23 protein-coding genes and 1 tRNA gene are annotated in these 25,483 nt (G+C 54.3%); 11 read left to right on the top strand and 13 right to left on the bottom strand.

All coding sequences use genetic code 11. The annotated features are described in order from the left end of the window. Window positions 1-139 precede the first annotated feature (139 nt). Window positions 140-4,033, top strand: a complete 3,894-nt coding sequence (locus PMI17_RS24480; protein ID WP_007889431.1) for a S6 family peptidase — start codon at window positions 140-142, stop codon at window positions 4,031-4,033. Between the two features lie 52 nt (window positions 4,034-4,085). Here the strand turns inward: PMI17_RS24480 and yejK are convergent, their stop codons facing one another. Beyond that, complete coding sequence (yejK, locus tag PMI17_RS11000) at window positions 4,086-5,090, bottom strand: nucleoid-associated protein YejK (RefSeq protein WP_007889429.1); 1,005 nt, start codon at window positions 5,088-5,090, stop codon at window positions 4,086-4,088. A gap of 158 nt (window positions 5,091-5,248) precedes the next feature. On the opposite strand from yejK, the gene PMI17_RS10995 reads away from it, so the two are divergent. The 3 genes from PMI17_RS10995 (at window position 5,249) to PMI17_RS10985 (ending at window position 7,400) form a co-directional block, all read left to right on the top strand. After that, window positions 5,249-5,476: a YejL family protein gene (locus PMI17_RS10995; protein ID WP_007889427.1), complete on the top strand. Its 228-nt coding sequence runs from the start codon at window positions 5,249-5,251 to the stop codon at window positions 5,474-5,476. Between the two features lie 22 nt (window positions 5,477-5,498). After that, window positions 5,499-7,253 (top strand): LPS biosynthesis-modulating metalloenzyme YejM, encoded by a 1,755-nt coding sequence (gene yejM, locus PMI17_RS10990; RefSeq protein WP_007889425.1) that lies wholly within the window; start codon window positions 5,499-5,501, stop codon window positions 7,251-7,253. A 70-nt stretch (window positions 7,254-7,323) separates the two neighbouring features. After that, window positions 7,324-7,400 (top strand) — tRNA-Pro (locus PMI17_RS10985). Between the two features lie 53 nt (window positions 7,401-7,453). Here the strand turns inward: PMI17_RS10985 and arsC are convergent. From arsC to PMI17_RS10970, 3 genes are read right to left on the bottom strand one after another with little or no spacing between them, the layout of a single operon-like run. Next, window positions 7,454-7,879, bottom strand: coding sequence for an arsenate reductase (glutaredoxin) (gene arsC, locus PMI17_RS10980; protein WP_007889422.1), 426 nt, complete (start codon window positions 7,877-7,879; stop codon window positions 7,454-7,456). A gap of 13 nt (window positions 7,880-7,892) precedes the next feature. Beyond that, entirely contained in the window at window positions 7,893-9,182 is a 1,290-nt protein-coding gene (locus tag PMI17_RS10975; protein ID WP_007889421.1) for an arsenic transporter, read from the bottom strand. A gap of 53 nt (window positions 9,183-9,235) precedes the next feature. Next, a complete protein-coding gene (locus tag PMI17_RS10970) occupies window positions 9,236-9,556 on the bottom strand; it encodes a metalloregulator ArsR/SmtB family transcription factor (protein WP_007889420.1) in 321 nt (106 codons plus the stop codon). An 87-nt stretch (window positions 9,557-9,643) separates the two neighbouring features. Here PMI17_RS10970 and arsH point away from each other — a divergent pair, with 87 nt between their 5' ends. The 3 genes from arsH (at window position 9,644) to PMI17_RS10955 (ending at window position 11,569) form a co-directional block, all read left to right on the top strand. Beyond that, complete coding sequence (gene arsH / locus PMI17_RS10965; RefSeq protein WP_007889417.1) at window positions 9,644-10,345, top strand: arsenical resistance protein ArsH; 702 nt, start codon at window positions 9,644-9,646, stop codon at window positions 10,343-10,345. Between the two features lie 217 nt (window positions 10,346-10,562). Next, window positions 10,563-10,766 (top strand): hypothetical protein, encoded by a 204-nt coding sequence (locus PMI17_RS10960; protein ID WP_007889416.1) that lies wholly within the window; start codon window positions 10,563-10,565, stop codon window positions 10,764-10,766. Window positions 10,767-10,843: 77 nt separating this feature from the next. After that, window positions 10,844-11,569: a 4'-phosphopantetheinyl transferase gene (locus PMI17_RS10955; RefSeq protein ID WP_007889415.1), complete on the top strand. Its 726-nt coding sequence runs from the start codon at window positions 10,844-10,846 to the stop codon at window positions 11,567-11,569. A gap of 154 nt (window positions 11,570-11,723) precedes the next feature. Here PMI17_RS10955 and PMI17_RS10950 read toward each other — a convergent pair whose 3' ends face one another. The 3 genes from PMI17_RS10950 to apbE all read right to left on the bottom strand — a co-directional run bounded on the left by PMI17_RS10950 (window position 11,724) and on the right by apbE (window position 15,151). After that, a complete protein-coding gene (locus PMI17_RS10950) occupies window positions 11,724-13,376 on the bottom strand; it encodes a multidrug ABC transporter permease/ATP-binding protein (protein ID WP_007889414.1) in 1,653 nt (550 codons plus the stop codon). Between the two features lie 84 nt (window positions 13,377-13,460). Continuing rightward, window positions 13,461-14,102 (bottom strand): DNA oxidative demethylase AlkB, encoded by a 642-nt coding sequence (gene alkB / locus PMI17_RS10945; RefSeq protein WP_007889412.1) that lies wholly within the window; start codon window positions 14,100-14,102, stop codon window positions 13,461-13,463. Window positions 14,103-14,113: 11 nt separating this feature from the next. Then, window positions 14,114-15,151: an FAD:protein FMN transferase ApbE gene (gene apbE, locus PMI17_RS10940; protein WP_007889410.1), complete on the bottom strand. Its 1,038-nt coding sequence runs from the start codon at window positions 15,149-15,151 to the stop codon at window positions 14,114-14,116. A 140-nt stretch (window positions 15,152-15,291) separates the two neighbouring features. On the opposite strand from apbE, the gene PMI17_RS25585 reads away from it, so the two are divergent. Next, entirely contained in the window at window positions 15,292-15,405 is a 114-nt protein-coding gene (locus PMI17_RS25585) for a hypothetical protein (RefSeq protein ID WP_007889408.1), read from the top strand. A gap of 147 nt (window positions 15,406-15,552) precedes the next feature. Beyond that, a complete protein-coding gene (locus PMI17_RS25525) occupies window positions 15,553-15,711 on the top strand; it encodes a hypothetical protein (RefSeq protein ID WP_007889407.1) in 159 nt (52 codons plus the stop codon). 4 nt (window positions 15,712-15,715) lie between these two features. On the opposite strand, the gene PMI17_RS10935 is transcribed toward PMI17_RS25525, so the two are convergent. After that, window positions 15,716-16,171: a nuclear transport factor 2 family protein gene (locus tag PMI17_RS10935; RefSeq protein WP_007889402.1), complete on the bottom strand. Its 456-nt coding sequence runs from the start codon at window positions 16,169-16,171 to the stop codon at window positions 15,716-15,718. A gap of 95 nt (window positions 16,172-16,266) precedes the next feature. Between PMI17_RS10935 and PMI17_RS10930 the strand changes: the two genes are divergently transcribed. After that, a complete protein-coding gene (locus PMI17_RS10930; RefSeq protein ID WP_007889401.1) occupies window positions 16,267-16,830 on the top strand; it encodes a TetR/AcrR family transcriptional regulator in 564 nt (187 codons plus the stop codon). A gap of 24 nt (window positions 16,831-16,854) precedes the next feature. Here PMI17_RS10930 and ompC read toward each other — a convergent pair whose 3' ends face one another. The 5 genes from ompC to PMI17_RS25385 form a co-directional block, all read right to left on the bottom strand. After that, on the bottom strand, window positions 16,855-17,979 hold the full coding sequence (ompC, locus tag PMI17_RS10925; RefSeq protein ID WP_007889400.1) for a porin OmpC: 1,125 nt from the start codon (window positions 17,977-17,979) through the stop codon (window positions 16,855-16,857). A 597-nt stretch (window positions 17,980-18,576) separates the two neighbouring features. Beyond that, on the bottom strand, window positions 18,577-19,746 hold the full coding sequence (locus tag PMI17_RS10920; RefSeq protein WP_007889398.1) for an HlyD family efflux transporter periplasmic adaptor subunit: 1,170 nt from the start codon (window positions 19,744-19,746) through the stop codon (window positions 18,577-18,579). Further along, window positions 19,743-21,875 (bottom strand): type I secretion system permease/ATPase, encoded by a 2,133-nt coding sequence (locus PMI17_RS10915; RefSeq protein ID WP_007889396.1) that lies wholly within the window; start codon window positions 21,873-21,875, stop codon window positions 19,743-19,745. The genes PMI17_RS10920 and PMI17_RS10915 overlap by 4 nt, the downstream gene beginning before the upstream one ends. Window positions 21,876-21,942: 67 nt before the next feature. Beyond that, window positions 21,943-23,748: an Ig-like domain-containing protein gene (locus tag PMI17_RS10910; RefSeq protein ID WP_007889394.1), complete on the bottom strand. Its 1,806-nt coding sequence runs from the start codon at window positions 23,746-23,748 to the stop codon at window positions 21,943-21,945. A gap of 83 nt (window positions 23,749-23,831) precedes the next feature. Beyond that, the gene (locus PMI17_RS25385) at window positions 23,832-24,098 is read right to left on the bottom strand and encodes a hypothetical protein (RefSeq protein ID WP_157178879.1); all 267 of its coding nucleotides are present in this window, start codon (window positions 24,096-24,098) and stop codon (window positions 23,832-23,834) included. A gap of 210 nt (window positions 24,099-24,308) precedes the next feature. Here PMI17_RS25385 and PMI17_RS10905 point away from each other — a divergent pair, with 210 nt between their 5' ends. After that, window positions 24,309-25,463 carry an MFS transporter gene (locus PMI17_RS10905; protein ID WP_036620891.1) on the top strand — a complete coding sequence of 385 codons (1,155 nt, stop codon included), beginning with the start codon at window positions 24,309-24,311 and terminating at the stop codon, window positions 25,461-25,463. Window positions 25,464-25,483 lie beyond the last annotated feature (20 nt).

The following is a 25,483-nucleotide window of genomic DNA, read 5'->3' as shown; positions in this document are numbered from 1 at the left end:
TGCCTCCGCCCTTACCGCGTTAAAATAATTATCCGCACTTAAATTCTTTGAGACGTTTCTGCGTCAGCTTTCGCTCGATTACATGAAATTATGCCGCCTTTCTTCCTGCTTTTAGGAAATTATCAGAAAGGGAATTCATGTGAAAAAGGCCATCATCATTTCTTACGGCACGCTGTTTATCTGCCTGTCGTCATCTGCTGGCGTTATGCGCCATGACACTAATGTGCAGGACTATCGCGACTTTGCGGAAAATATGGGCAAATACCGCGTTGGGGTAAGTAATATTCCGGTTTATAAGAAAAATGGTGAGCTTGACGCTTATCTTAATTTCCCAATGCCGGATATGAGCAGTTTATCTCGTCGGGGTTATGCGGTGTTAACGGCACCGTCTTATATGATGAGCGCGCGCCATGTAAAAGATTTGACCAGCGTTTTTTTTGGTGGCCCGTCTGAATATGCTCAGCGCTACCATTTTATTAATCGCAACGCCGTATCTGATGCTATTGATCAGGATTTCATGTTTCCACGCCTGAATAAGGTTGTAACGGAAGTCGCACCTGTTGGACGCGTAGAAAACAGTGAATTAAAGGCCGGCCATGGCACACGATATACCGCCTATGCTCGCGTCGGTTCAGGAGGAATGGTTCAGATTAATGACGACTTAACGGATGTTAACCAAATCTCAGGCGCATACAAATGGCTTGCAGGAGGTGTTATTAATCCGGCTGTCGTCGAGTTCACAAAGAATTACTTTTATTACAAGCAGTACGCTCCTGGTAGCCCCCTTTCGACGCCACTCTCTATTACTACCCAGCCCGGCGATAGCGGTAGTCCTGTCTACGTTTATGATTCATTCGATAAACAATGGAAATTAGCAGCTGCCCATTCAGGTAGCAGATATGGTAGTCCACCCTACAGCAGGGAGTCTTATGCTTCATTAATCCCTGATGATTTTTTCGACAAAACTGTGGCAAATAATATTTCACCCGATGTCACTGACATTGCAGGTGCGGGAAATATTTTCTGGGATTCCACCTCAATCAATCAGGGACATCAAAGCTGGAGCTGGCAGGGTTTGGACGAAAAATACCGTCATCTTGCACCAGTTAATGCCAGTTTCGATGAACTCGATGCCAGCAAGGATATCCGCTTTAACGGCGCGGGCGGCGACATTATCCTGAGCGATGCCGTTAACCTCGGCGCCGGCAAGCTGCAGTTCTCGAATAACTACAGGGTAAAATCAGCCGCAGGCGCTGACGCCACCTGGGTTGGCGGCGGTATTGAAGTCGACGCGGACAAAAAGGTGCTGTGGCAGGTCAACGGCCTCGCCGATGATGACCTGCATAAAATCGGCGCCGGTACGCTGCACGTTAACGCCACAGGTAAAAACGACGGTGGCCTGAACGTCGGCGACGGCACCGTTATCCTCGATCAGCAGGCCGACGCTCAGGGCAACCAGCAGGCGTTCTCGCGCCTGGCCATCGTCAGCGGTCGTCCGACTGTGGTGTTCAATAATGATAATCAGGTGGCAGGCGACGATATCTTCTTTGGCTATCGCGGCGGCAGGCTGGACCTCAACGGTCACGACCTGACGATGAAGCGAATCAACCACACCGACGGCGGCGCCACGCTGCTGAACCAGAGCGGCGATCGCGCCTCGAGCCTGACGCTGACCGGCTTCGCTCCCGCTGACATCACCATCCAGGAGTGGAACTCCGCTACCCACAGCGGCAGCGTCGGCGATATTTACGAAGACTGGAACGACCGCTCGCAGCGCATCGAATACTTCCAGCTGAAAACCGGCACCTACAGCTACTTCCCAACCAATCAGCAGGATAACAGCTACTGGAAATACATTGGCTTTGACGCCGAAGAGGCGAAAACCTACCGCGCCATGCAGTTTAATGACCTGGTCTATCGCGGCTACCTGGGCTCCGATTCTGCGGATAGCGTCAACGGTAAATTTGATTTCAACTTCTCTCCGGCACTGGCCGCCACGAAACTGGCGCTGACCGGCGGCAGTAATCTCAGCGGCAATATCAACCTGAATAACGGCACGCTGCTGCTCTCCGGCCAGCCGGTGCCGCACGCCGGCGGCCTGATTATTGATGACGACTGGTATACCTCAACCTTTATCGCCGACAACATCGTTGCCGCCAGCAATACGCGCCTGCAGGTTGGCGAATACGCGCAGGTAAAGGCCAACATTCAAGCCGGTGACAACAGCCAGGTGCTGCTCGGCTATCAGCCCGGCGCGGACGCTCAGCAGCAGATTTTACGCTGCGTCTCGCCAGTGCAGAGCACCGCCACCTCCTGCGCAACCGCCGCGCGCGATGCCGCGGCGTTAAGCACCCTGCCCGCCAGCACCGTGCACGGCGATATCACCCTCGGCGATCAGGCGGAGCTTTACCTCGGCAAGGTCGATTTTCGCGGCCGCATCACCGACCGCAACGCGGCCCGGGTCACGATGTCGGGCGACACCTTCTGGAACCTGACCGATGACAGCCGCATGCAGCGCCTGAACGCGCCGCAGGGCGGTATCATCTCGGCGCTGTCCGACAACGATAAAACCTGGACACCAAAGCAGCTGTGGGTGGAGAGCCTCAACGCCAGTAATCTGCAGCTGGGATTTGGTATCGCCCCGCAGACCGGCATCAGCGACAGCCTGTACGTTGATAAATCGGCACAGGGTAGCAGCAACACGCTCGACCTCGGCTTTATGCTCGGCGAAACCTTCCCGGAGAAGGTGCCAAACCAGATCGTGCTGCTGGATACGCCGGCTGGCACCGCGCATGACTACTTCACCCTGCCGCCGATCAAACGGGGCTTTTCTGTCTATTCTCCCGACTATCAGGTGATTGAAACCGATGGCCGCGTGAAATGGGTGATCGCCAAAACGCCGGTGCCGGTGGTTGATCCGGCACCTGAACCGAAACCTGATCCGATTGTTGACCCAACGCCGGAGCCAAAGCCGGACCCGATTGTTGACCCTACGCCAGAGCCAAAGCCGGACCCGGTGGTTGACCCGACGCCGGAGCCGAAGCCGGATCCGGTGGTTGACCCCGCGCCGGAGCCAAAACCCGAACCGGTTGTCGATCCCGCGCCAGAACCGGGCAAGCCGGAAGACTGGTTTAACATCAGCGATAATGGCGGCCTGTTGCACAGCACCCGCGCGCTGCTGGCCTCGCGTCAGTATCTGTTCAGCGAGACGGCGACCTCACTCAATGATCGCGCGCAGACGTTGCGTGGCGATGCGCAGATGCACGGCGTCTGGGGCGGCTACAGCTATAACCGTGGCGGCATTGCTGACGTCAGCATCCGCCAGCAGAGCTTTGAACTGGGCGTGGATAAACAGGTTGGCGCATGGCGCGTCGGTCTGATGGCCAGCCACGGCCAGGGCAGCGGTAAAGGGATGGGATCGATCAGCCATCAGCTCAGCACGCTCGGCACTTACGCCAGCTGGCTGGCAGACGGCGGCTGGTTTGCCGATCTGGCAGCGCGCTATATGCACCTGCGCCAGGACCTCAAGCTCGACCCGGCGCTGGAAGTGAAAGGCACGCAGCGTAGCAGCCAGATGCTGGCGGCGAGCGCTAAAGTCGGACGTCAGATGCCGCTGTTCGACGATTCGTTTACTCTGTCACCCTTTGTGGAAACCCGCGTGGGCTATCTGCCGGGCTATCGGTTGCAGGGCTACGACGCCAGCATCACGTTGAGCAGCGCCACGCCGTGGTCGGTGTCGCCGGGTTTTGAGCTGAGAAAGCGTGGATTAGGTTCAGTGTTGCCAGGCGTGTCGCTGTTTGCCGGCATCAGCAAACAGTATTCACCAGGCAGCAGCGGCTCAACGCTGACGCTCGCCGACAGCCACGCCAGCCGCACGTACGATGCGTGGAGCGATAACCGCTATCGCCTGCACGCCGGGTTTGAAGGTCAGATTAGCGAGAACTGGTCACTGCAGGTAGGCGCGAAGCATAGTGCTGGCGGGAAGTATCAGACCGATACCGCATTCAACGGAGCGCTGAACTATTCCTTCTGAAGATCGCGGTTCTGATAAAAAAGCCGGGCAATCTTCTGCCCGGCTTATTCATTTATTTACTGCTGGTGCGCCGCTGTAGCTGATCGCGCAGATTAGGCGGCGTGCCTTTAATGGTCAGCGTATCGGTAGTGGGATCCCAGAAAATACGTTCGCCAAGCAGCATCGCATCAAAATTCAGGGTTAATCCGCCACCGCTACCGGCAAACTTGGTGAGCTGACGCAGTGTACTGCGGTCAGCAGGGAAGCTCTCTTCCAGCTCGTAACCCTGCTCCTGAGTAAAAGCCTGGAAGGTTTTTTCCCCCAGTGGCGGCAGTTCGCTCGACAGATCTTCCAGCGCGATCTCTTCGCCTGCCTGCAGCTGCTCGTTGCAATAGCTGTAAACCTGCTGGCGATAATTCTGGCGTTCGTTTTTATCCAGCTCCGACTCGGCGCAGTAATCATCCACCGCTTGCAGCAGACCGCGGTTTTGCGCTTTGGTGTCCAAACCTACGCTGGCGCCAAGGAAATCCATAAAAAAGTCAGCCACTTTGCGCCCAACGCGACCGCGCAGGAACGTCAGATAACGCGTCGATTCTGGATTGGTTTCCCATTCGGTGAGATCGATACGCGCTACGATATCCGCATGGTTGATGTCGAGATAATGGGTGCTGCTGATATCAAGCTGCTCGTTGACGCGCATGCTCGACTGGCTGTTCAACACCGCAATCAGCAAATATTCGACGGCCAGATAGCGATAGTGCAGGAACAGCACCACGCCACCTTCAGCAAACGTATATTTGCTCAGTTCATCGCGCAAACGACCGGTCGCCGCGCGGCTAAATGCCAGAAAGTCATCTTCCCCTTTGCGGCAGTTACGCAGCGCATCGGCCAGCTCGCTATCCTCGTTAAACAAGCCGTAGGCTTTGCTTTTTGCGCTATAAACCCGGTGCAGCTCTTCCGCCATCTCTTCAACCGCGCGGGTGGGCGGCAGCAAGGTATCGCGCAGCACCAGTTCCAGCTGGTTTTCATCACGTTTAACTAACTGGTGCAGGGCAATCTGGTCGATATCCAGACTCATGGTAGACTCTCCTTTTAGCTCAGGCGCGTATTCAAACACCGCCCGAAGCCGCTTTCAACTGCCAGCACAAACTGATCGCTCTGCTTGCGATAAAATTGCGGAAAAAAGTGCATTGTTACGGTAATATACCGCCTTTTCACCCTTGATTAGACGACGATATGCCACAATCATCCCGTTACAGTGACGAACGCGTGGAAAAGCTCCTCGCAGAGATGGCGCAGATTCTTGAGAAAGACAAAGCGCCAACCGACCTTTCCCTTATGGTATTGGGTAATATGGTAACTAATTTGATCAATACCAGCGTTTCACCGGCTCAGCGCCGCACGCTGGCACGATCTTTCGCGGAAGCGTTGCAGTCTTCCGTCCGCGACGATAACGCTCATTAAAATGCAGATCTGACCTCATAATATGGTAACCAACCGGCAGCGCTACCGCGAAAAAGTCTCCCAGATGATCAGCTGGGGGCATTGGTTTGCCCTGTTTAATATTATCTTCGCGTTTATTTTAGGCAGCCGCTATCTATTGGTTGCCGATTGGCCCGCGTCGCTTGCGGGTCGCATCTATGCCTTTACCAGTTGGATTGGCCACTTCAGCTTCATCGTTTTCGCCGGTTATCTGCTGATCATTTTCCCGCTCACCTTTGTGGTGATGTCTCAACGATTGCTCAGGGTGTTGTCGGCGATTATCGCCACCGCTGGACTGACGCTGATTATGGTCGACAGCGCAGTGTTCAGCCGCTTCCACCTGCACCTTAATCCGGTGGTGTGGGAGTTGGTGATTAACCCCGATCAAAGTGAGATGGCGCGCGACTGGCAGCTGATGTTTATCAGCGTGCCGCTGATTTTCCTGGTGGAGATGTTGTTCGCCACCTGGAGCTGGCAAAAGCTGCGCAGCCTTAACCGACGTTCATTCGGTAAGCCGCTGGCCGCGCTGTTTATCAGCGCCTTCTTCGCCAGCCATCTGCTGTATATCTGGGCCGATGCCAACTTCTATCGCCCAATTACCATGCAGCGCGCCAATCTACCGCTCTCTTATCCGATGACCGCGCGTCGCTTCCTGGAGCGCCACGGCCTGCTGGATGCGCAAGAGTATCAGCGCCGTCTGGTACAACAAGGCGACCCTGAAGCGCTATCGGTGCAGTATCCGCTGAGTGACATTACTTTCCGCGATGCGGGTACACGCCATAATCTGCTGGTGCTGACCGTCGATGGTCTGAATAACGCCACGGTGGACAAAGCGCTGCCGTCGCTCAATCAATTTGCTAGCGAGAACGTGCGCTTCACGCAGCATTACAGCGCCGGACTGCAGCCGGAAAAAGGCTTGTTCGGTCTGTTCTACGGCATCTCGTCCAGCTATATGGATGGCGTGCTGGCATCACGCATGCCTTCCGCCCTGCTCAATGCGCTGAATGCGCAAGGTTATCAGTTCGGTTTGTTCTCATCGGATGGCTTTAGTCAGCCGCTGTACCGTCAGGCATTGTTAGCCGATTATTCGCTACCGCAGGCCGATTCACAGCCTAATAGCACCACCGTCACGCAGTGGCAAAACTGGCTCAACGGCCAGAAAGCCAATAGCGCGCCGTGGTTCTCATGGGTGGCGTTGAACGGCGTGACCATCAATGGCGATACGCTGAAGTCGCGTCAACGCAGCTATTTGCGTCAGGCAAGTGGTGTTGATGAACAGATCAATACCGTGCTGCAAACGCTGCAGCAGCGCGATTTGCTGAAAAATACCGTGGTGGTGATTACGGCGCAGCGTGCCATCAATCTGGATAGTAATGATGACAATGCTGGCAATCGCGCGACGCTGCAGGTGCCGCTGGTGGTGCATTGGCCCAATACGCCAGCACAAACCATCGATCGCCTGACCAATCAGCAGGATGTGATGACCACGCTGATGCAGCGTCTGCTGCACGTGCGCACCAATCCCGTCAACTACTCGCAGGGTGAAGACCTGTTTGCCGCGCAACGTAGCCACAATTGGGTAGCGAGCAGCGAAGACGGCAAGCTGGTGATCACCACGCCAACCCTGACGCTGGTGCTAAATAATAATGGCAGCTACAGCGCTTATGATGTCCACGGCAAGCCGCTGAAAGATCATAAACCGCAGCTGGCATTGTTGTTGCAGGTGCTGACGGAAGAGAAGCGCTTTGTCGCAAACTGATTAAATATGAGGCAGTTAAATAGCTCTCATCTTGCAATTGCGCGGGGAAACAGTAATATTCCCCCACGTTCGGCACGTAGCGCAGCCTGGTAGCGCACGGTCATGGGGTGTCCGGGGTCGGAGGTTCAAATCCTCTCGTGCCGACCAAATTCCCAAAAAAGCAGCCTTTAAGGCTGCTTTTTTATTGCCTGAGATCCCGCTTAGATAATCCGATTACCTTGATCATCTATCACCCTCTCGCCATCCTCCTTAATAAATTCGCCTTGCTGCGCGTCTGGCAGAATATCAATAACCGCTTCTGAAGGTCGGCATAAGCGCGTGCCTAAAGGCGATACCACGATTGGGCGGTTAATTAAAATCGGGTTATTCAACATCGCCTCGAGCAACTGTTCATCGCTAAACCGTTCTTCGGCTAAACCTAGCTGTTCATACGGTGTTACGTTCTTACGCAATAAGGAGCGTGGGCTGATCCCCATCGCATTGATCAACGCCATTAACGTTTCACAATTGGGCGGCGTTTCAAGATAGAGAATGATGGTAGGTTCAACACCACTATTGCGAATAAGCGCCAGGGTGTTGCGAGAAGTTCCGCAAGCCGGATTGTGATAAATAGTGATATCAGTCATGACTTCCCTCAGGTTAGTTCGACAACGTCAGGCGTAATGCCAGCGCACTTAGCGTGACAAGTAGTACCGGCAGCGTCATCACCACGCCGACCCGAAAGTAGTAGCCCCAGCTAATTTTAATGTTCTTCTGATCAAGCACGTGCAGCCAGAGTAATGTTGCCAGACTACCGATCGGAGTAATTTTAGGACCGAGGTCGCAACCAATCACATTGGCGTAAATCATCGCTTGTTTAATCACACCCTGTGACGTACTGGCATCAATAGAGAGCGCGCCAATCAGCACCGTCGGCATATTATTCATCACCGATGAAAGCACCGCCGTAACCAGGCCGGTGCCAAAAGTGGCCGACCATAAACCTTGCTGGGCGAAGATATTCAGTAACTCAGTAAGATACTGCGTTAGACCCGCATTTTTCAATCCATAAACCACCAGATACATGCCCAGCGAGAAAATGACGATCTGCCAGGGGGCGCCACGTAGAACTTTTCCCGTGTTAATAGCGTTGCCGCGTTTAGCCACGATAAACAGGATTAAAGCCGCCGCCGCAGCAATAGCGCTCACCGGAATACCCAGCGGTTCCAGCAGGAAAAATCCAACCAGAAGTAGGCTCAGCACCAGCCAACCCGCTTTAAACGTTGCAGAATCTTTAATCGCCTCCGCGGGCTTTTTCAGCAGGGCATGGTCGTAAGCGTCAGGTATATCGTTGCGGAAGAAGAGGTGAAGCACCAACAGCGTAGCGCTGATAGCCGCCATGTCTACTGGAACCATTACCGAAGCGTAATCACTGAATCCGAGGTTGAAGAAGTCAGCTGAAACGATATTAACCAGATTGGATACCACCAGCGGTAAGCTCGCGGTATCAGCAATAAACCCAGCAGCCATAACAAAAGCCAATGTGGTGCCTTTACTAAAGCCCAGCGCCAGCAGCATAGCTATCACGATCGGCGTCAGTATCAGTGCGGCGCCATCGTTGGCGAAAAGCGCAGCGACCGTCGCCCCTAAAAGTATGATGTAAGTGAACAACGATCGACCTCGCCCATGCCCCCAACGAGCTACATGCAAAGCACACCACTCAAAAAAACCGGATTCGTCCAGCAATAGACTAATGATGATGACGGCAATGAAAGCCGCCGTGGCATTCCAGACGACATGCCAGACACCAGGAATATCTGCCAGCTGTATAACCCCGCTAACCCATGCCAGAACAGCGCCGAACAAAGCAATCCAGCCAATCCCCAGGCCGCGAGGTTGCCAGATGACAAATACAATCGTGACGATAAATATCGCTGCTGCCAGTAACATCCCCATCTCCTGCCCAATGCCACACATTCGTTTTGGTGTATGTATTTTAATTATCAACTACAAACAGAGGTATTGCCGCGTTGCAATGACTCGCGCACCTCATCACGCTGACTGCTCCAGGCAGTATCGATAATCGACGCCGCCCAGGCGGGCATATGTGGCGAGAGACGATAGTGAATCCACTTACCTTCACGGCGATCCAGTAGCAACCCAGCCTCACGAAGCAAGGCAATATGCCGGGAAATCTTTGGCTGTGATTGGTCAGTGACTGAACAGAGGTCGCACACACACAGCTCCCCTGCTTCTCGCAGCAGGAGGATAATGGTGGTGCGCGTCTCGTCGGCAAGCAGTTTGAAAAGTTGAACAGGCAGCATCAGAACACATTCCAGTGAAATTTAACACATATGCTAATTCATATATGTTAAAAGTAAAGGAAGAGTTTAATTACTGGAGAATTTTACATGCAGGCATTTCCCGCACTTGATGCGCATCATTTTGATCCGTCCATCGCTGAGAAGATCGGTGGTGTTGAGCAACCACCCAAATTCCTCATCCTCTATGGCTCGGTGCGCCAGCGTTCGTTTAGCCGACTTTCTGCCGAGGAGGCCGGGCGACTACTCAGCAAAATGGGGGCAGAGGTGAAGATATTTAATCCCTCAGGTTTACCTCTGCCTGATGATGCTCCCGAGACACATCCAAAAGTGCAGGAGTTACGCAGCCTGGTAAGGTGGTGTGATGGCATGGTGTGGAGTTCACCAGAAAGGCACGGAGCCATGAGTAGCATCCTAAAAGCGCAGATTGACTGGATTCCGCTGACTGAAGGTTCGATTCGCCCTTCTCAAGGTAAAACGCTGGCAGTTATGCAGGTTTGTGGTGGCTCGCAGTCATTTAATGCCGTCAATCAGATGCGCGTGCTTGGGCGCTGGATGCGGATGTTCACCATTGCCAATCAATCATCGGTGGCAAAAGCGTGGCAGGAATTTGATGAAGAAGGACGGATGAAACCCTCTGCTTATTACGATCGCATTGTGGATGTCGTGGAGGAACTGTTCAAAATCACGCTGATTCTAAAAGACCATACTGACTATCTCGCGGATCGTTACAGCGAAAGAAAAGAGAATCACCAGCAGCTTTCAGCCCGGGTTAATCAGGCGAAGATTTAGCCATGCCGGGCTGGCCTGGGCTCAGCCCGTTAATATTATCAGAATAGCACCAAGCAAAAAGCAATTATCAGCGTTTAATCAGTAAGTTACCGAAAGCAACCTAAGCGGTTCAAGATCACACTTTCGGATAATTATGACGGCACTTCATCAAACTGAAACAAAACTGTCACAGACTTCACTTATTCTTAAGCCTCATGTTTTTTCGATGGAAACCGTTATGGTCATCAAAGCAAAAAACCTGCAGGACGCGGAAGAACTGCTGCACTCGGGTATCAATAAAGTTGAACTGGCTTACGATATCGACAGTGACGACTTCTTCCGCCTGGCCAGTCGTTGGTGCGATCGGGGCGCGCGCATTACCAAAGGCCATCAGCACTTTGTGGTGCAGATTAAAGGTATGGCAATTCCCCCGAATAACTAACAGTGAGTAAGCCCCTTTGGCTTGCTCTCCATCCGGCTGACTGGTAAAACTACGTTTTCCGTCGGCCGTGATTTTTTATGTTTGCCTCTCAGACACCGCTTGCTCTGCCCTCTTCTCCCTTTATTCATGCTGCTGGCCTCTCGCTGGACAGCGTGCCGATCGCCTGGTGTGAATTCGATCAGCACCATTGGCATGCCGAACTGCATCATTCGTGGCAACTGCCGCTGCCCACCTCGCTGGAAAGTGCCGTAACGAAGCGCAAAGCCGAGTTTCTGGCCAGCCGCTGGTTGGTACAGCAAAGAGTGGCGCAGCTTGATGAACCCGATTTTGTCTTGCGTAATGCGCCGGATCGCTCACCGCTATGGCCTGCTGGCATTCAGGCGTCGCTGTCGCACACGCGCAACATTGCGATCTTCGCCGCCACGCGCGATCCGTTATGCATTGGCGTGGATGTGGAGCAAATAATGGCAGAGGAGACTGCCGATGAGACGGCCGAGCTGTTGATGAGCGCTGCGGAAAAGCAGCGCCTGCTGGCGCAACCATTGCCTTTCGCGCAGAGTGCAACGCTGCTGTTTTCGCTGAAAGAGAGTCTGTATAAAGCGCTGTGGCCGCAGCTGCATCAGCCGATGGATTTTCTGCAGGCGGAAGTAGTGGAGTTGGATGTGAAGCAAGGCCATGCGCGGTTGCGGCTGTGTCAGGATTTTGCGCCGGATTTTACTGGCAACACGCCGTTGCAGGCGCGTTTCTGGCTGAGCGATGCGCACGTCATAACGTTGCTCACCCATCCGCTGCCGGCAAAATAAAAAACCGGCTCAGAAATAAACCCGAGCCGGTGACAACACAAGACGACAGAAGTGTTCCAGGGACGCAGAAACGAGGATTTCTGCTGCGAATGACTTTACTTCCTGCGCAACACCTTGCCCAATAAGGCTTTTCGCTAAGCTTTCCCGGCTAGCATCAATGCCCGGTATCGGTGCGATGTACCGCATCCAGCGTGGCCATCTCGCGCTCTTTGCCGGTTAACTCAATGAGCTGTCCTTCACGCATCTCAAGCAGGCGATCGGCATGAATAAAGTAGTGATCGTCGTGGCTAATGGCGAAAACGGTTTTACCCGATTGCTGTAACCACGGCAGCAACTCGCGATAGAAGATACGGCGGAAATGGGGATCCTGATCCGCCGCCCACTCGTCGAGCAGCAAAATGTCACGCTCTTCGGCTGCGGCTAACAGCAGCGCCAGGCGTTTGCTCTGCCCTTTCGACAGTTGCAGATTGAGCACTTTATTGCCTTCGAGCTTGAGCTTATCCTGCATCTTCAGGCGCTCCAGCCACTGCTGCACCAGCGCCGGATTGGCCGGCTGGCCTTGCTGGCCGATTAAACGGTCAAACAGGTGCACATCAGTAAACACCGCCGAGAAGTGTTGGCGATACGCATCGAGATTGTGCCAGTCAACCACCTTGCCATCCAGCAGCAAGCTGCCCGATTGCGGCTGATAAAGCCCGGTGAGCAGCATCGCCAGGGTTGATTTACCGCTGCCGTTGCCGCCAATCAGAAACACCAGTTCTCCACGACGCAGCGTCAGATTGATCGGTCCAACCTGGAAACCCCGTTCGCCATAGTGGAAACTCACATCGCGCAGCTCCAGCGTTTGCCAGTTACTGACGCTCGGTAATGGTTTAAATGCTTCATTGTACGGCGCCAGTTCAAAGGTATTGAGTTTGCGAAAGGCGACCTGCGCGCTAAGCAGCGTGGGCAAGGCACCGACCGCCGCCAGCAGCGGCGTTCGCAGGAATAGCAGCGTCAGCGAATAGGTTGCTGCCACCGCAGTATTGGCCCAGCCAAGCCCGTTTGCCATAAAGAACACAATGCCAATCGCACCCAGCATCATAATATTTGACCAGTTCACCGCGCTGAGGTGGAAAGTATCGGCGCGCACGATGTGGTGGCGATAACTTTTGGCATTCTCCTGATACACGCTGTCGTAAATCAGCTGCGCACGTTCGCGGTTCAGCTGCAGCTCTTTGCGCCCTTCAATAATGGTCTGGAAGTCGCGATACAGTTCATCTTCTGTCTCGCGCAATTTTGCCATGTGCTGATAAACGCGCGACACCAGCAGCCAGCCACCGACCAGCGTTACCACCAGCCACAAGCTGGTAATCAGCAGCATTTTCGGCGAGAGCCAGGCGAGATAAAGTGCCGAGCCCAGCGTGATGATGATGCCCTGAATCAGCTCGGGTAAACGCACGAAGGCAATGGTGATGGCGCGCACATCGCTGGTAAGACCGGCCAGCAACTGCGCATTGCCAATCTGTTCAAGACGTTCCACCCGCGTATCAAGAATACGTTTGATAAATTCACCGCGCAGACGCCAGACAAAATGGTGGCCGAGCAGGGTCAGCGCCAGCTGTGAACCGAGCGTCACCGCCATCAGCAGAAACAGCTGCCCGAGAAAGCTTGGTAAGACAGAGATCGAGGTGTTCACCGCCACGATCAGCTCATTATTGATATAGGCAATCAGGCCTATACCGAGCACGGCGCTCAGCAGCGTGAGCAGGATGACGCCAATAAAAGGCCAGCGGTACTGGCGATAAACTACATGCAGCAATGCCATCAAAGGGTTCCAGCGGTCAATCAAGCAGCCTGCAGTTTAATGTCGCCCTCGCTGATAGCAAGAATAATTCTCATCCCGCCGCGGCTAAAACGCCCGGCGGAAAGTGAGGTTGTAGCGGAAAGCACCCGCCTGCGGATGAATGCCCGCTTTAAGCGGCAAAATGCCGTGATAGCGCAGGCGTGAAGGCCCGCCCCACACCACAATGTCGCCATGTTCCAATAGCACACGCTGGGTAGCATCGCCGCGTTCGAAGCCACCGAACTGGAACACCGCCGGCAGCCCTAGCGACACGGAAACTATTGGCTGGCGTAGATCCTTCTCATCCTTATCCTGATGCAGCGTCAGTTTCGCACCGGGTTCATAGCGATTAATCAGACACGCATCGGGATTGTAACCGCTAAAACCGGCTTCGCCTGCCGTCTGCTGCGCCAGCTCGCGGAACAGCGCGGGCATCGGTGGCCAATGGTGCCCGCTGTTGCCGTCCTGTTCGGTGTATTGATAGCCGCGTGAATCGGTTGACCAACCAAAATCGCCGCAGTTAGTCATCGCCACCGACATACGATGGCCGCCGGGCGTGATGCGATGCTCGAAGGGATTCTGTGCGGAAATGTCGTGAATCGCGGCCAATAGCGCATCGGCCCGATCGCGAGCGCGACGGCGCAGAATGACGGCGCCCTCTGCCAGCGGCTCTTGCCACGGGGCTTCTTCACTGAATAAGTCCAACATCTGCGCCTCCTTTACTGTGATTTCTGATCGATCAGGAAAGATTTGAACTGCGGCGACATCCAGTGGTTAAAACCATCGCCCTGCTTAGTGATCAAATAGACGGCCAAATGCTCTTTCAATGCTAGCGCCTGCGCATTTTCGCTGCCCAGCACCATCAAGCCGGTATCCCAGCCATCCGCTTCCAGCGCGGTGGTGGCAATCACCGTCGCCGAAACCAGCTTATGCTCAATCGGCCGGCCGGTGCTGGGATCGATGACGTGCGAAATGCGTTTGCCATCCAGTTCATAATAGTTGCGATAGCTGCCCGAGGTGCTGATGCCATGCCCTTGCAGATCGACACGGGCTTCTACCGCGTTTTCGCGATCGGTCGGTTTCTGAATCGCTACGCGCCACGGCTGCTGGTTGGCATTCACGCCACGGCTTAACACCGCGCCGCCCACCGAGACCAGATAGTTGGTGATGCCTTGCTGCTCCATCAGACGCGCCAGGTGATCGGTGGCATAACCTTCGCCCATGGTAGAGAGATCAACATACAAGCCTGGCAGATCTTTCTGCAGCCACTGACCGGCAACGCCCTGAATTACACGCAAGTGCTGTAAACCGCTCAGCGCTTTGGCCGCGGCAATTTCGGCATCGGTTGGCGTATGCAACGGCTGTTGGGTTGGGCCGAATCCCCATAAATTGACCAGCGGCCCGACGGTGATATCCATCGCACCCGCCGTTTTTTTGCCAATACGCAGCGCCAAAGTGACGATATCCGCCATATCCGCGCTCACCGGTTGCGCTGCTGTACCTTGATACTGATTAAATTGCGATAGCACCGAATCAGGCTTCCACGTCGATAATTCACCGTCATCATGGTCCAGCTGCTGCTGAATCATTTGCTGCAAGGTCGCTTTACGTTGCGGCTCAACGCCGGCGACGCTAACGCGCCAAACGGTGCCCATGGTTTTGCCTTCCAGCACCATTGCCTGCTGACTATCATTTTTTTCACAACCGCTCAGGCCGCATGCAACTAAGCCAATTAGCAGAATATTCTTAAGGCACATACTTTCCTCTTATGAAACGCATCACTTCAGCCCATTGCTAAGCATAAAATCTTGTAAATCAGTCTAAAGACCCTTGATGTTTGTTAAGCACTGGCCCAGGATAATCGGTCCCTGCAACGGTATGTCTTCAGGAGAATGAGATGATTTATATGATAATTGCAGTGACCACCGGGTTATTTATTTTTGGCAGCTTCAAATGCTGGCAGCACTATCGCCATCGTCTGATTCAGCATTATCCCTCACGCAGACGTTAAATTTTTGCACCAGAAAGTCATCATCCTGCACCGCTTCAGCGCTGGCGCAGTGTAGCAAAGTCGCGGCAAGGCGCGTGGCGCTGAGAGCGGTGGAATGGCATGAATTCTGCATTGTTGATGGGGAGTTGAACATCAGCGAGGTGCAGAATGGAAAATATCAAAACGCAGAACAGTAAATGGCAGCACTGGCTTAGCTTCTCCGCTTTTACGCTGGCGGGTGTGGCGATGGAAGGCAGCGTAACGTCCATCACCCAACCACCGCAGCAACCGGCGCCAAAAGCCAAAAAATGGCGCGGTGTGCAGTAAACCGCTACAGCCCCAACTCACTCAAGCCCGGATGATCGTCCGGGCGCGTGCCCGCCGGCCAATGAAACAGACGCGCTTGCGCGCTGATTGGCAGATCGTTAATGCAGGCGAAACGCTGGACCATTAAACCATCGGCGCCAAAGTGCCAGTTTTCATTACCATAGCTGCGGAACCAGTTACCGCTGTCGTCATGCCATTCATAGGCAAAACGCACCGCTAGCTTATCTTCATGCCACGCCCACAACTCTTTAATCAGCCGATAATCCAACTCTTTAACCCACTTGCGCTGCAGGAAAGTCACCACTTCCGCGCGTCCATTCACGAATTCGCTGCGATTACGCCAGCGCGTATCTTCGCTATAAACCAATGAAACACGCTGCGCGTCGCAACTGTTCCAGGCATCTTCCGCCATGCGGACTTTCTGTAACGCCGTTTGTTGATTGAACGGTGGCACCAGCATCTTTTTATCTCCTGATTATGTAGACAGATCTGTCTACTTGATTCATCCTGCCGTATGTAGACAATTCTGTCTACATTTCTTTAAAGGATTTTTTGATGCTTGAGCCCCTGGTTTTTGATGCGACGGCTTCCGCACGCGAGCGTATTTTGCTGTGCGCCCAGCAGCTGTTTTATCAACAAGGCATTCGCGCCACCGGCGTGGATAAAGTGATTGCTGAGGCCGGCGTCACCAAGGTGACGTTCTATCGCCACTTTCCGGCGAAGAATGCACTGGTGGTCGCGTTTTTGCAGCAGCGCCATCAGCGCTGGATGGCGGCTTTTCGTGTCGCGCTGGATCAGCAGGTGGCGCTGATTAATGCCCTGCCCGCCGCCTTACTGAGTTGGTTCAACGATGCCGATTATCGTGGCTGCGCATTTATTAACACCGCTGCCGAATTAGGCACCACGTTGCCGGAAGCCAGTGAACTGATTCGCCAGCATAAGCGCGAGATGGCGCAAGCAATAAGCGAAAAGCTGACGCCAGAACAGCAAATTAAAACAGCGCAGATTGTGTTGTTGGTAGAAGGGGCGATTGTGCAGGTGCAGATTGGGGAGGATGCGGAACAGGTGGTCGAGGTGCTACGGGCCGCGCTGGATGCGCTGATAAAAACGGGAGCGTGACCGCTAAGCCACGCTCCATCACGATTAGAACTGGTAAACCAGACCTAATGCTACGACGTCATCGGTGTTGATTCCGGCTGCGTCGGTGAAGTTACTGTCGTCCAGCAGGTTGATCTGATAATCAACATAGGTCGACATGTTTTTGTTGAAGTAGTAAGTCGCACCTACATCAATGTATTTCTTCAGGTTCTGGCTGCCGTATCCTTCGATATCAGAGCCGCGAGAAGAAACGAAGGCCAGAGATGGACGCAGGCCGAAATCAAACTGATACTGTGCGACCAATTCCCAGTTATCTGCTTTGTTGGCGTAACCGTAAATCGAGCCATCATCGCTGGCACCAAAGCGCGTTGCGTTATAAGAACGGCTGTACATCGCGGCCAGGTAGATGTTGTTCGCGTCATACTTCAGCGCGCCGCTGTAAGCTTCGGCTTTATCACCACGACCAAGGATGCCTGCGGTACGTGGGTTGTTGCCATTCTGGTTATTGGTACGATCCGACTGGAACATTGCCGCACCAATACCGAAGCCTGAACCCAGGTCATAGGTGGTGCTCAGACCGTAGCCGTCGCCATTTTCACCCAGTACATCACGACCAGAGCCCGTCGCTTCGGTTGGGTTGTCGTTTTTGCCTTGATACTGAACCGCGAAGTTCCAGCCATCGACTAAACCGAAGAAGTTGGTATTACGATAGGTTGCGAGGCCGTTACTGCGCTGGAACAGGAAGTTGTCCGCGCCGTAGGTATCGCCACCGAACTCTGGCAACACGTCAGTCCATGCGCCGAGATCGTACATTACGCCGTAGTTACGACCGTAATCGAATGAGCCTGCATCACCAAATTTCAGACCGGCAAAGCCTACGCGCGTATAGCTGTTAGCGGTGCCTTCGCTTTCAGCGGTGTTGAGTGCCGCCTGATATTCCCACTGGCCGTAACCGGTCAGCTGATCGGTCACCTGAGTTTCACCTTTGAAGCCAAAACGTAGGTAAGACTGGTCACCGTCCGAGCCAGAGTCGTCAGAGAAATAGTGCAGACCATCAACTTTACCGTAGAGGTCTAATTTGTTGCCATCTTTGTTGTAAATTTCAGCTGCGCTTGCTGATCCTGCAACCAGCAATGCAGGAATCATCAGGGAGAGAACGCGACGTTTCATTTTATTACCCTCTTTAATGTGCCTTTATTTATGCCACTGCAAACTGAACGATTAAAAATTCAGCCGGCAAGCCATTGTTATTTTATGTTGGGCAATAATCTATCACGAAAATGATACTAAATTTCCAAAACTGTTTCATTGTATTAAAAAGTTATTTCAGGATGTAATTTTTGGGGAACTAATAACCAGCACAGATAGGTAAAAAATATAGCACTTAATGACAACATGGATTTAAAACATTACAAAACAGCAAATTACATGAATTACATTTTCGCACTGAATGACAAAACTCTTCGTCATCCAGAGCATACAATTATCTCGCTATCATCATTTATTTCATTATTACCTTCATTCACCCCGAATGATTTGATTTACCCTAATTTCCCGCCGGACAAGATTGTCCGGCATTTTTTTGCCCAAAATTCAGCCCCAGCGATTATATTGCGTAAAGTTAATTACGCGAGACAAATTAACCCAGACAATTCCGAGGCATTATTTGCCGCTTTCCGCACATTTTGTTCAATGTATACCCTTAAAATGGCAATGTTAATTTCCGTGCACAACAAAGATTGCTGGAATATTACCCGGTGCGTAATATTAGCGCTCACGCAGCGATTCTTTAGCTTTATTCAGTGGCTTAAGCAAATAATCCATGACGGTTTTCTGACCGGTTTTAATCTCCACATTTGCCACCATGCCGGGCATAATGGCGAACCTGCGGCCGCTTTTATTAGTCAGCTCGGCTTTTTGCGTACGGACATACACGCGATAGTAAAATTCTTCATGCCGCACCTCATCCTGCAGCGTATCCGGCGAAACGGTTTCGACCTCGCCATGCAGATCGCCATAAATTGAGGCGTCGTAAGCGGTGATCTTCACCACCGCAGGCAAACCTGGGCGAATGTAGCCGATATCTCGCGGGTTGATGCGCGTTTCAATCAGCAGCTGATCTTCGAGCGGAACAATCTCCATCAGCTTGCCACCCGGCTCCAGCACGCCGCCCACGGTGGTGACCCGCACATCTTTCACAATGCCGCGTACCGGTGACAGCAGCGTGGTGCGCGTCAGCAGATCCTGTTTACCTGCCGCCACCTGCAGCTGCGCATCCAGTTCACCATTGTTCTTCACCTGCTCTTCATGGGCACGCACATAATAGTCGTTGCGCGCTTCGTCGATTTTACCGCGTAGATCGCTAACCTGGCGGCGCAGACGAATAACATCCACCTTGCCCGCTGCACCGCGTAGCATCAGTGGTTCCGTCACGTTGAGTTCCGCCTGCACCAGCGCCAGCGATTGCTGCAGATTGGCAATGGTCTCAACGAAATTTTGCCGTCTGGCTTGATAGAGCTGCGTTTCGCGCGCGACCAGCTCGGGATGCTGCAGAATATCGGCGCTGAAGATCAATGGTCGATCGCTGAGCTCGGCCTGTAAACGCTCAGCCGAGGCGCGCAGCGTGCGCACGCGCGCTATCGCCTCACCAAAATTGGTTTGGAAACGAGTGGGATCGAGCGTTGCCAGCACCTGGCCGCGCTGCACGATATTGCCTTCGTGTACGTCGAGCTGTTTCACAATGCCGCCATCAAGGCTATCAATCATTTGCGCACGGCTGGAGGGCGTGACCTTGCCAATGCCCACCGTGACTTCATCCAGCACAGCGAAGTGCGCCCACAGCAGAAACAGCAGCAGCGCGACGACGCATAGCCAAATGATTGCCGAGGTGCGACGTTCGCGCCGCGCCAGATCTTTATCCAGCATGACCACACTCATGCGGCATCTCCTTTGTGGCTGCTGGCATGACGTAAAATCTCATCGCGCGCACCATCCGCCACAATGCGGCCGTTATCCATCACCACGATGCGGTCCACCATACGCAGCAACGCCGGCCGATGCGTGACCAGCACCAGCGTGCGCCCCGTTACCCACTGCGCCAGTTGGCGAATGACCTGTGCTTCGAGCTGTTCGTCCATCGCCGCTGTCGGTTCATCCAGCAGCACCACCTGCGGCTGACGCAGAATCAGCCGACTTAGCAGCACCATTTGCCGTTGGCCGCCGGACAAACCGCGCCCGCCTTCATGAATAATGCGATCAAGGCTGGCGGCATCCTGCTGCACCAGGGCCAACGCGCCGCTGATGCGCAGCGCCTGCAGCATCTCCTGTTCGCTGGCATGCGGATTACCGAGCAGCAGGTTCTGGCGTAGCGTGCCGAAGAATAGCCGCGAATCCTGCGATAGCCAGCCAAGCTGACGACGCAGATCGACCGGATCAATGCAGGTGAGATCCACGCCATCGACCAGCACTTTTCCCTGACTGGCGCGCGCCTGGCCGGCCAGCATTTTTAGCAGCGTGGATTTACCCGCGCCGACTTTTCCCAGAATCGCCACGCGCTCGCCGGGCGTAATCTGCAGCTGTGGAATGTTCAGCACGCTATTGCCGCTCTCGTCGTCATAGCGATAGTGCACATTTTGCAGTTGGTAATGCCCGCTAAGCACCGGACAGTGCGCCAGCGTGGCGTGATCGGGCTGATCAAGCGGTTTTTTCAGCAGTTCATCCAACCCTTTCATGGCCGATTTGGCATGCTGCCAGCGCGAGAACACCATAGTGAGCTGCATCAGCGGCGCAATGGTGCGTGATGAGAGCAAGCTGCACGCCACCAGCGTGCCGGTCGTTATTTGATTGTCGAGCACCAGATAAACGCCAAACACCAGCATGCCGGCGTAGGTCAGCTGCTGCACGCTGGCTGACCAACCGGTGAGCCGCGCGCCCCACAAACGTTGCTGATTGCTGATACCCGCGCTCACTTCGTGAGTTTGCTCCCACTGACGCTGAAAGTAGGGCTCGGCTTGCAGCGCCTTGATGTCTTCCACGCCTTCGAGGGTTTCCACCAATACCGCCTGACGCAGCGCGCTCTCACGCAAGCCTTCCTGCGCCAATCGCGCCATCGGAATCTGCACCAGTAAACCCGGAATGACGATCAGCGGTATGGCGAGTAGCGGAATCAGCACCAGCCAACCGCCAATCGACGCCATAATCAGCAGGAACAACAAAACGAACGGCAGATCGGCGGCAGCGTTAACGGTGGTTGAAGTTAGCAGTTCGCGCACCTGATCAATCTCGCGCAACTGAGCAATAAAGGAGCCGGTCGAGCGCGGCCGCGCTTCGTTACGAATATTCATCGCCCGCGCGAATAACATGGCCGATATTTTCAGGTCGATGCGTTTACCCATCAAATCGGAGACCTGAGTGCGCATCAGGCGGATGAGATATTCCACCGCCGCGGCCAGCAGCACACCCGCAAACAGCACCCATAACGTTGGCTGTGACTGCGCGGGAATGACCCGATCATAAACCTGCATCGAAAACAGAATGCCAGCCAGTGCCAGCACGTTTCCCACCAGCGAGGCCAGGCTGATTTCCGCGATACGCCGCTGCATGCCGCGAAAATTGTGCCAGAACCAGTGTGGCTGATACGGCTGCACAAATTCATCGATACGCGCATCACGCGCGCGCGCCGCCACGCCAATCACCCCCACTTCCGTCTGTGCCTGTGCAAGTAGATCACTTAATTGTGCTGCGCGGATTACATCGCCACTTTCACTCAGCCAGTAGCGCGCGCCACCGTCGCTATCAACCTCTTCGATCAGCGCCACGCTGCCGTTTTCCAGCAACAGTAACACCGGCACAATCTCCTGACGCCAGCGCAGCGTCTGGTGAGGAACCAGCATCAAATGCAGGCCCAGCAGTCCAGCCAAACGGGCTAACTGTTGCGCAGGAGCCAGATGTTGAAACCAGCGCATTTGCTGGCGTAGCGTATTGCCCTCAGCCGGCTTACCGAAGCGTGCCGCCACGCGCAGCATCGCCGCGATGCCGTTGTCGCTGTTGAAGGGTTGTGCAGTCATCCCTGGAGTCCCGTAAAAGTAAAGTAGGCAGGCAACCGCTAGCAGGCGCTAGCGGTTGGTATGCGGATTACACCAATGTCTGCACCTGATGTTGCTGTTGCACATGATCGGCGAGGGTGTAACTGCTGTCGCTGGCGCTGTAGTGGCTTTCCACCACGCGGCTGGCGGTGGCATCGCTATGCTGATCGTGTTGGCTGACGTTGCTATCAGTAACATTCACCAGCAGCGTGTCCAGCTGCTCGCTGCTAACCTGCGCCACCGCTTCGTGGCTATCGACGGTCACCGGTCGCGTCGCCGTCGCGATATTGCCCGCTTTATCTTGCGCGCTGACTTTCATCTGATAGCTGCCATCATCCAGCGGGGCAAGTTGGCCGGCCAGAATGGTCAGCGCCCAGTTGCCATCGGCTTTAACCGTAGCGCTATAACTTTGATCGCCGAGCGTTAACGTGACCAAACTGCCCTGCTCAAGGTGGCTGCTGCTGCCCTGAATCAGATGCCAGTTATTCACCTCGGCCGCATCCAGCACGCCATCGCCAAACGGTTGGTTTAGCGTGATGGTTGGCAATTGATGGGTAGCAACGTTGAACAGATTCTCAATGACCTGGGTGTCATGATTGCCGTACTGATCCCAGCGCGTGGCGATCGGCGATACTTCACCATCCGGCAAGGCTTGAAGATCCTCGGCGCTGATGGTCACCATGCCCGCGACCGGCGTGTAATTTTTACCATTGAGCGTAAGCTGATTTACCCCTTCCAGATAGAAGCTAAGATCGTGCTGAGCTTCCTGCTGGTTGAGCGTGGTATCGCCGCCGATATTAATTTCGTAGTAGATGGCTGGCAGCTGGGTGACTACATTCAGCTCCAGCAAAGAGTCGGTGCTGTTACCGGCACCGTCCAGTGCATAAACGCGGACTTCACCCAGAGCGATAAAGCTCGCCACTTCACTGGCCGGAATGGTCACCTGCCAATGACCATCGCTGCCAATCTGCGCGTGATAAACCGCATCACCGCTGCACAGTAACAGCTGCTGGCCCGGCACCACCACCGAGAGCGCGCCGCTAAAGGTGAGATCGTTAAGGCTCTCCTCTTTATTGATGACGTTATCTGCCGTGACCTTGTCGAAGCTGATATGCGGCAAGCTGCTAACGTGGGTAATGAGCGTGATGTCCTGGTACGTGGAGGTGGTTTTGCCGTTGGGATCGGTAGCGCTGATTTTGAGGCTGTACACACCATCCTTGAGTGCCTGCAGATCCTGCTCATGAATAGTGGCGGTCCATTCGCCCTTCTCATTGACGCCACCGAGGTATTTTTTCCCGGCTAAGGTGAGCGTAATTGCGCTATTCACCGGCATATGTGTGACGTTGCCATGTACCTCTACGCCATAAATCCCTTCGGCAACGCTGACGGCATTGTCACCGCTGATGGTATCCACGCTAAGCGTCGGTTTTACGGTTTTATCCACGTACACACCAAAGCCAACCTGAGTATCGGTGCTGTTACCGGCTTTGTCGGTGATGGTGAGCGTAAGTGAGTAAGCCCCGTCGGCCAATCCGTGCAGCATTGAAGGCGGCATGGAGGCATTCCAGTAACCCCACTTATTTACCGTGCTGTGCCAGCTTTCACCGTTGAACGTCAGGGTGACCGTGGCGCCCGGTTCGGACTCCGCGCGGCCGCGCAGATGAATATTTTTACCCGCTTCCCAGGCGGCAATCACGCCATCCTGCGCAATCGGCTCATACGGGCGCAGAGGCGCGGGCGGTGTGGTGTCGACACTGCGGGTTTGCAGACTGGCGGCATCGTCCGTCACCGGATAAAGGCTGACCGCGGATTGCAAAATTGCCGCTAATTGTTGTTCAGATTGATGTGAAGACATAGATAACCTCGTTACAGGAAATGCGTTGCAGCAGTCATTATGCTTATTAATGCTTTAAGCGAACCGGTGCGCCATACAGGCCGTTAATAAACGGCCCGCTTCGCCTGATGAAAACGGGTTACCAGCAGGTAACAAGGATGAAAGTAAACCACAGCAAAATTCTCCCAAAGAGGAGAAATAATATCGATCTCGCTATATTCCGCATCGGGAGCCGATGGGATGACTAACATATCGGTTTTAGGTGGTCGCTGCCTATTGGCGAAAATCCGGAAATAGGCGCTTTGCGACAGCGCCAGGATAATGACGTGTAAGCCGCGGGTGGCGCGGAAACTTTCATCAGTATACTGCAACAATCACCAGAAAAAATTTTACTTAAGTCACTCTAGTTTTGGTTGGTACATGCCAGGAAAGTTCTGGAAAAGCGTAGCGTCAGGTAAAAAATCGGTAATATGCCTGTTTCAGGCGCTAAACCTCACGCACCATTCGTGTGGGATGCCAGGTTTGACGCCGGCTTTAATGCTAAACTTCGTCGCTTCATCCGCTAATGAAAAACACTCTTTATGACAGCACTGGACGCCGCGCAGCAGAATAAATTGCACCACCGTGTCAATGCAGGAACACGTATCGTTTTCCTTATCGCCGGACTGGCTATGTCCGCCTGGGCACCGCTGGTGCCGTTTGCCAGCCAGCGTCTGGCGCTGAGCGGTGCATCGCTCGGAGGATTGCTACTGTGCCTTGGCATTGGCTCTTTGGCGGCGATGCCAGTTACCGGTGGTTTAATCGCGCGTTTTGGTGGTCGTCGGGTAATGCTGTGTTCCACGCTCGTGGTGTTGGCAGTTCTGCCGCTGCTGGCCACGCTTGATGTGATGTGGCAGATGGCCGCAACATTAATGGTGTTTGGCGCTGGGCTCGGTATGCTGGACGTCGCCATGAACGTGCAGGCTGTTGAAGTGGAAAAAGCGGCAGATAAACCAATGATGTCGGGTTTCCACGGTTTCTTCAGCCTGGGCGGCATTATTGGCGCAGGCTCCGTCAGCCTGCTGCTTGGCGCGGATCTGGCGCCATTGCAGGCGGTTGGCGTGGTGATGGTGCTGATTGTGTTACTGCTGCTGTGGAGCCTGCCGACGTTGATGACCGAGCGCCTGCATCAGCCCGATCAACCGTGGCTGGTGATCCCGCGCGGCTGGGTCGCCTTCCTCGGCTTGCTGTGCTTTATCCTGTTTCTTGCCGAAGGCGCGGTGCTGGATTGGGGCGCGCTGCTGCTGCTGCAAAGCCCGGAGATGAGCCCTGCGCACGCCGGTTTGGGTTATGCGGTGTTCTCGGTGGCGATGACCATTGGTCGCTTAACCGGCGATAAAGTGATTCAGCGCTTTGGCCGCTATCCGGTGATGTTGACCGGCGCATTGGCTGCGGCAGCGGGGATGACGCTGGCGGTGTTGCTGCCGTGGCCACAAATCGCGCTGCTGGCTTTCCTGCTGGTGGGCTTTGGCCTCGCCAATACGGTGCCGATGTTGTTTAATGCTGCCGGGAATCAACACGATATGCCGTCGAATCTGGCGATTTCGGCCATGACAACGTTAGGCTATGCGGGTATTCTTTCAGGTCCGGCTTTAATCGGATTAATTTCCCAGTGGATCAGCCTGAGTGGCGCATTTTTACTTATCGCTCTGCTGCTGCTGGCCGTCGCGGCCAGTGCCCGACGGGTTGCGCGCTAATTCCATGGTCCTGAGACACT

The sequence above is a fragment of the Pantoea sp. GM01 genome (genome assembly GCF_000282675.1).
GTDB classification, from domain to species: Bacteria; Pseudomonadota; Gammaproteobacteria; order Enterobacterales; family Enterobacteriaceae; genus Pantoea; species Pantoea nemavictus.
Note: the sequence above shows the minus strand (reverse complement) of the source record. Positions and strands in the feature narration are given on the sequence as shown.

Excerpts from the sequence above, each read along its gene's own strand:
- yejK (WP_007889429.1), bottom strand. The coding sequence starts at position 5,090 with ATGAGTCTGGATATCGACCAGATTGCCCTGCACCAGTTAGTTAAACGT.
- yejM (WP_007889425.1), top strand. The coding sequence starts at position 5,499 with ATGGTAACCAACCGGCAGCGCTACCGCGAAAAAGTCTCCCAGATGATC.
- PMI17_RS10960 (WP_007889416.1), top strand. The coding sequence starts at position 10,563 with ATGGTCATCAAAGCAAAAAACCTGCAGGACGCGGAAGAACTGCTGCAC.
- PMI17_RS10920 (WP_007889398.1), bottom strand. The coding sequence starts at position 19,746 with ATGAGTGTGGTCATGCTGGATAAAGATCTGGCGCGGCGCGAACGTCGC.
- PMI17_RS10970 (WP_007889420.1), bottom strand. The coding sequence starts at position 9,556 with ATGCTGCCTGTTCAACTTTTCAAACTGCTTGCCGACGAGACGCGCACC.
- PMI17_RS10975 (WP_007889421.1), bottom strand. The coding sequence starts at position 9,182 with ATGTTACTGGCAGCAGCGATATTTATCGTCACGATTGTATTTGTCATC.
- PMI17_RS10930 (WP_007889401.1), top strand. The coding sequence starts at position 16,267 with ATGCTTGAGCCCCTGGTTTTTGATGCGACGGCTTCCGCACGCGAGCGT.
- apbE (WP_007889410.1), bottom strand. The coding sequence starts at position 15,151 with ATGTGCCTTAAGAATATTCTGCTAATTGGCTTAGTTGCATGCGGCCTG.
- PMI17_RS10905 (WP_036620891.1), top strand. The coding sequence starts at position 24,309 with ATGACAGCACTGGACGCCGCGCAGCAGAATAAATTGCACCACCGTGTC.
- PMI17_RS25585 (WP_007889408.1), top strand. The coding sequence starts at position 15,292 with ATGATTTATATGATAATTGCAGTGACCACCGGGTTATTTATTTTTGGC.
- PMI17_RS10910 (WP_007889394.1), bottom strand. The coding sequence starts at position 23,748 with ATGTCTTCACATCAATCTGAACAACAATTAGCGGCAATTTTGCAATCC.
- PMI17_RS10915 (WP_007889396.1), bottom strand. The coding sequence starts at position 21,875 with ATGACTGCACAACCCTTCAACAGCGACAACGGCATCGCGGCGATGCTG.
- PMI17_RS25525 (WP_007889407.1), top strand. The coding sequence starts at position 15,553 with ATGGAAAATATCAAAACGCAGAACAGTAAATGGCAGCACTGGCTTAGC.
- arsH (WP_007889417.1), top strand. The coding sequence starts at position 9,644 with ATGCAGGCATTTCCCGCACTTGATGCGCATCATTTTGATCCGTCCATC.
- PMI17_RS10935 (WP_007889402.1), bottom strand. The coding sequence starts at position 16,171 with ATGCTGGTGCCACCGTTCAATCAACAAACGGCGTTACAGAAAGTCCGC.
- ompC (WP_007889400.1), bottom strand. The coding sequence starts at position 17,979 with ATGAAACGTCGCGTTCTCTCCCTGATGATTCCTGCATTGCTGGTTGCA.
- PMI17_RS10950 (WP_007889414.1), bottom strand. The coding sequence starts at position 13,376 with ATGGCATTGCTGCATGTAGTTTATCGCCAGTACCGCTGGCCTTTTATT.
- PMI17_RS10995 (WP_007889427.1), top strand. The coding sequence starts at position 5,249 with ATGCCACAATCATCCCGTTACAGTGACGAACGCGTGGAAAAGCTCCTC.
- alkB (WP_007889412.1), bottom strand. The coding sequence starts at position 14,102 with ATGTTGGACTTATTCAGTGAAGAAGCCCCGTGGCAAGAGCCGCTGGCA.
- PMI17_RS10955 (WP_007889415.1), top strand. The coding sequence starts at position 10,844 with ATGTTTGCCTCTCAGACACCGCTTGCTCTGCCCTCTTCTCCCTTTATT.
- arsC (WP_007889422.1), bottom strand. The coding sequence starts at position 7,879 with ATGACTGATATCACTATTTATCACAATCCGGCTTGCGGAACTTCTCGC.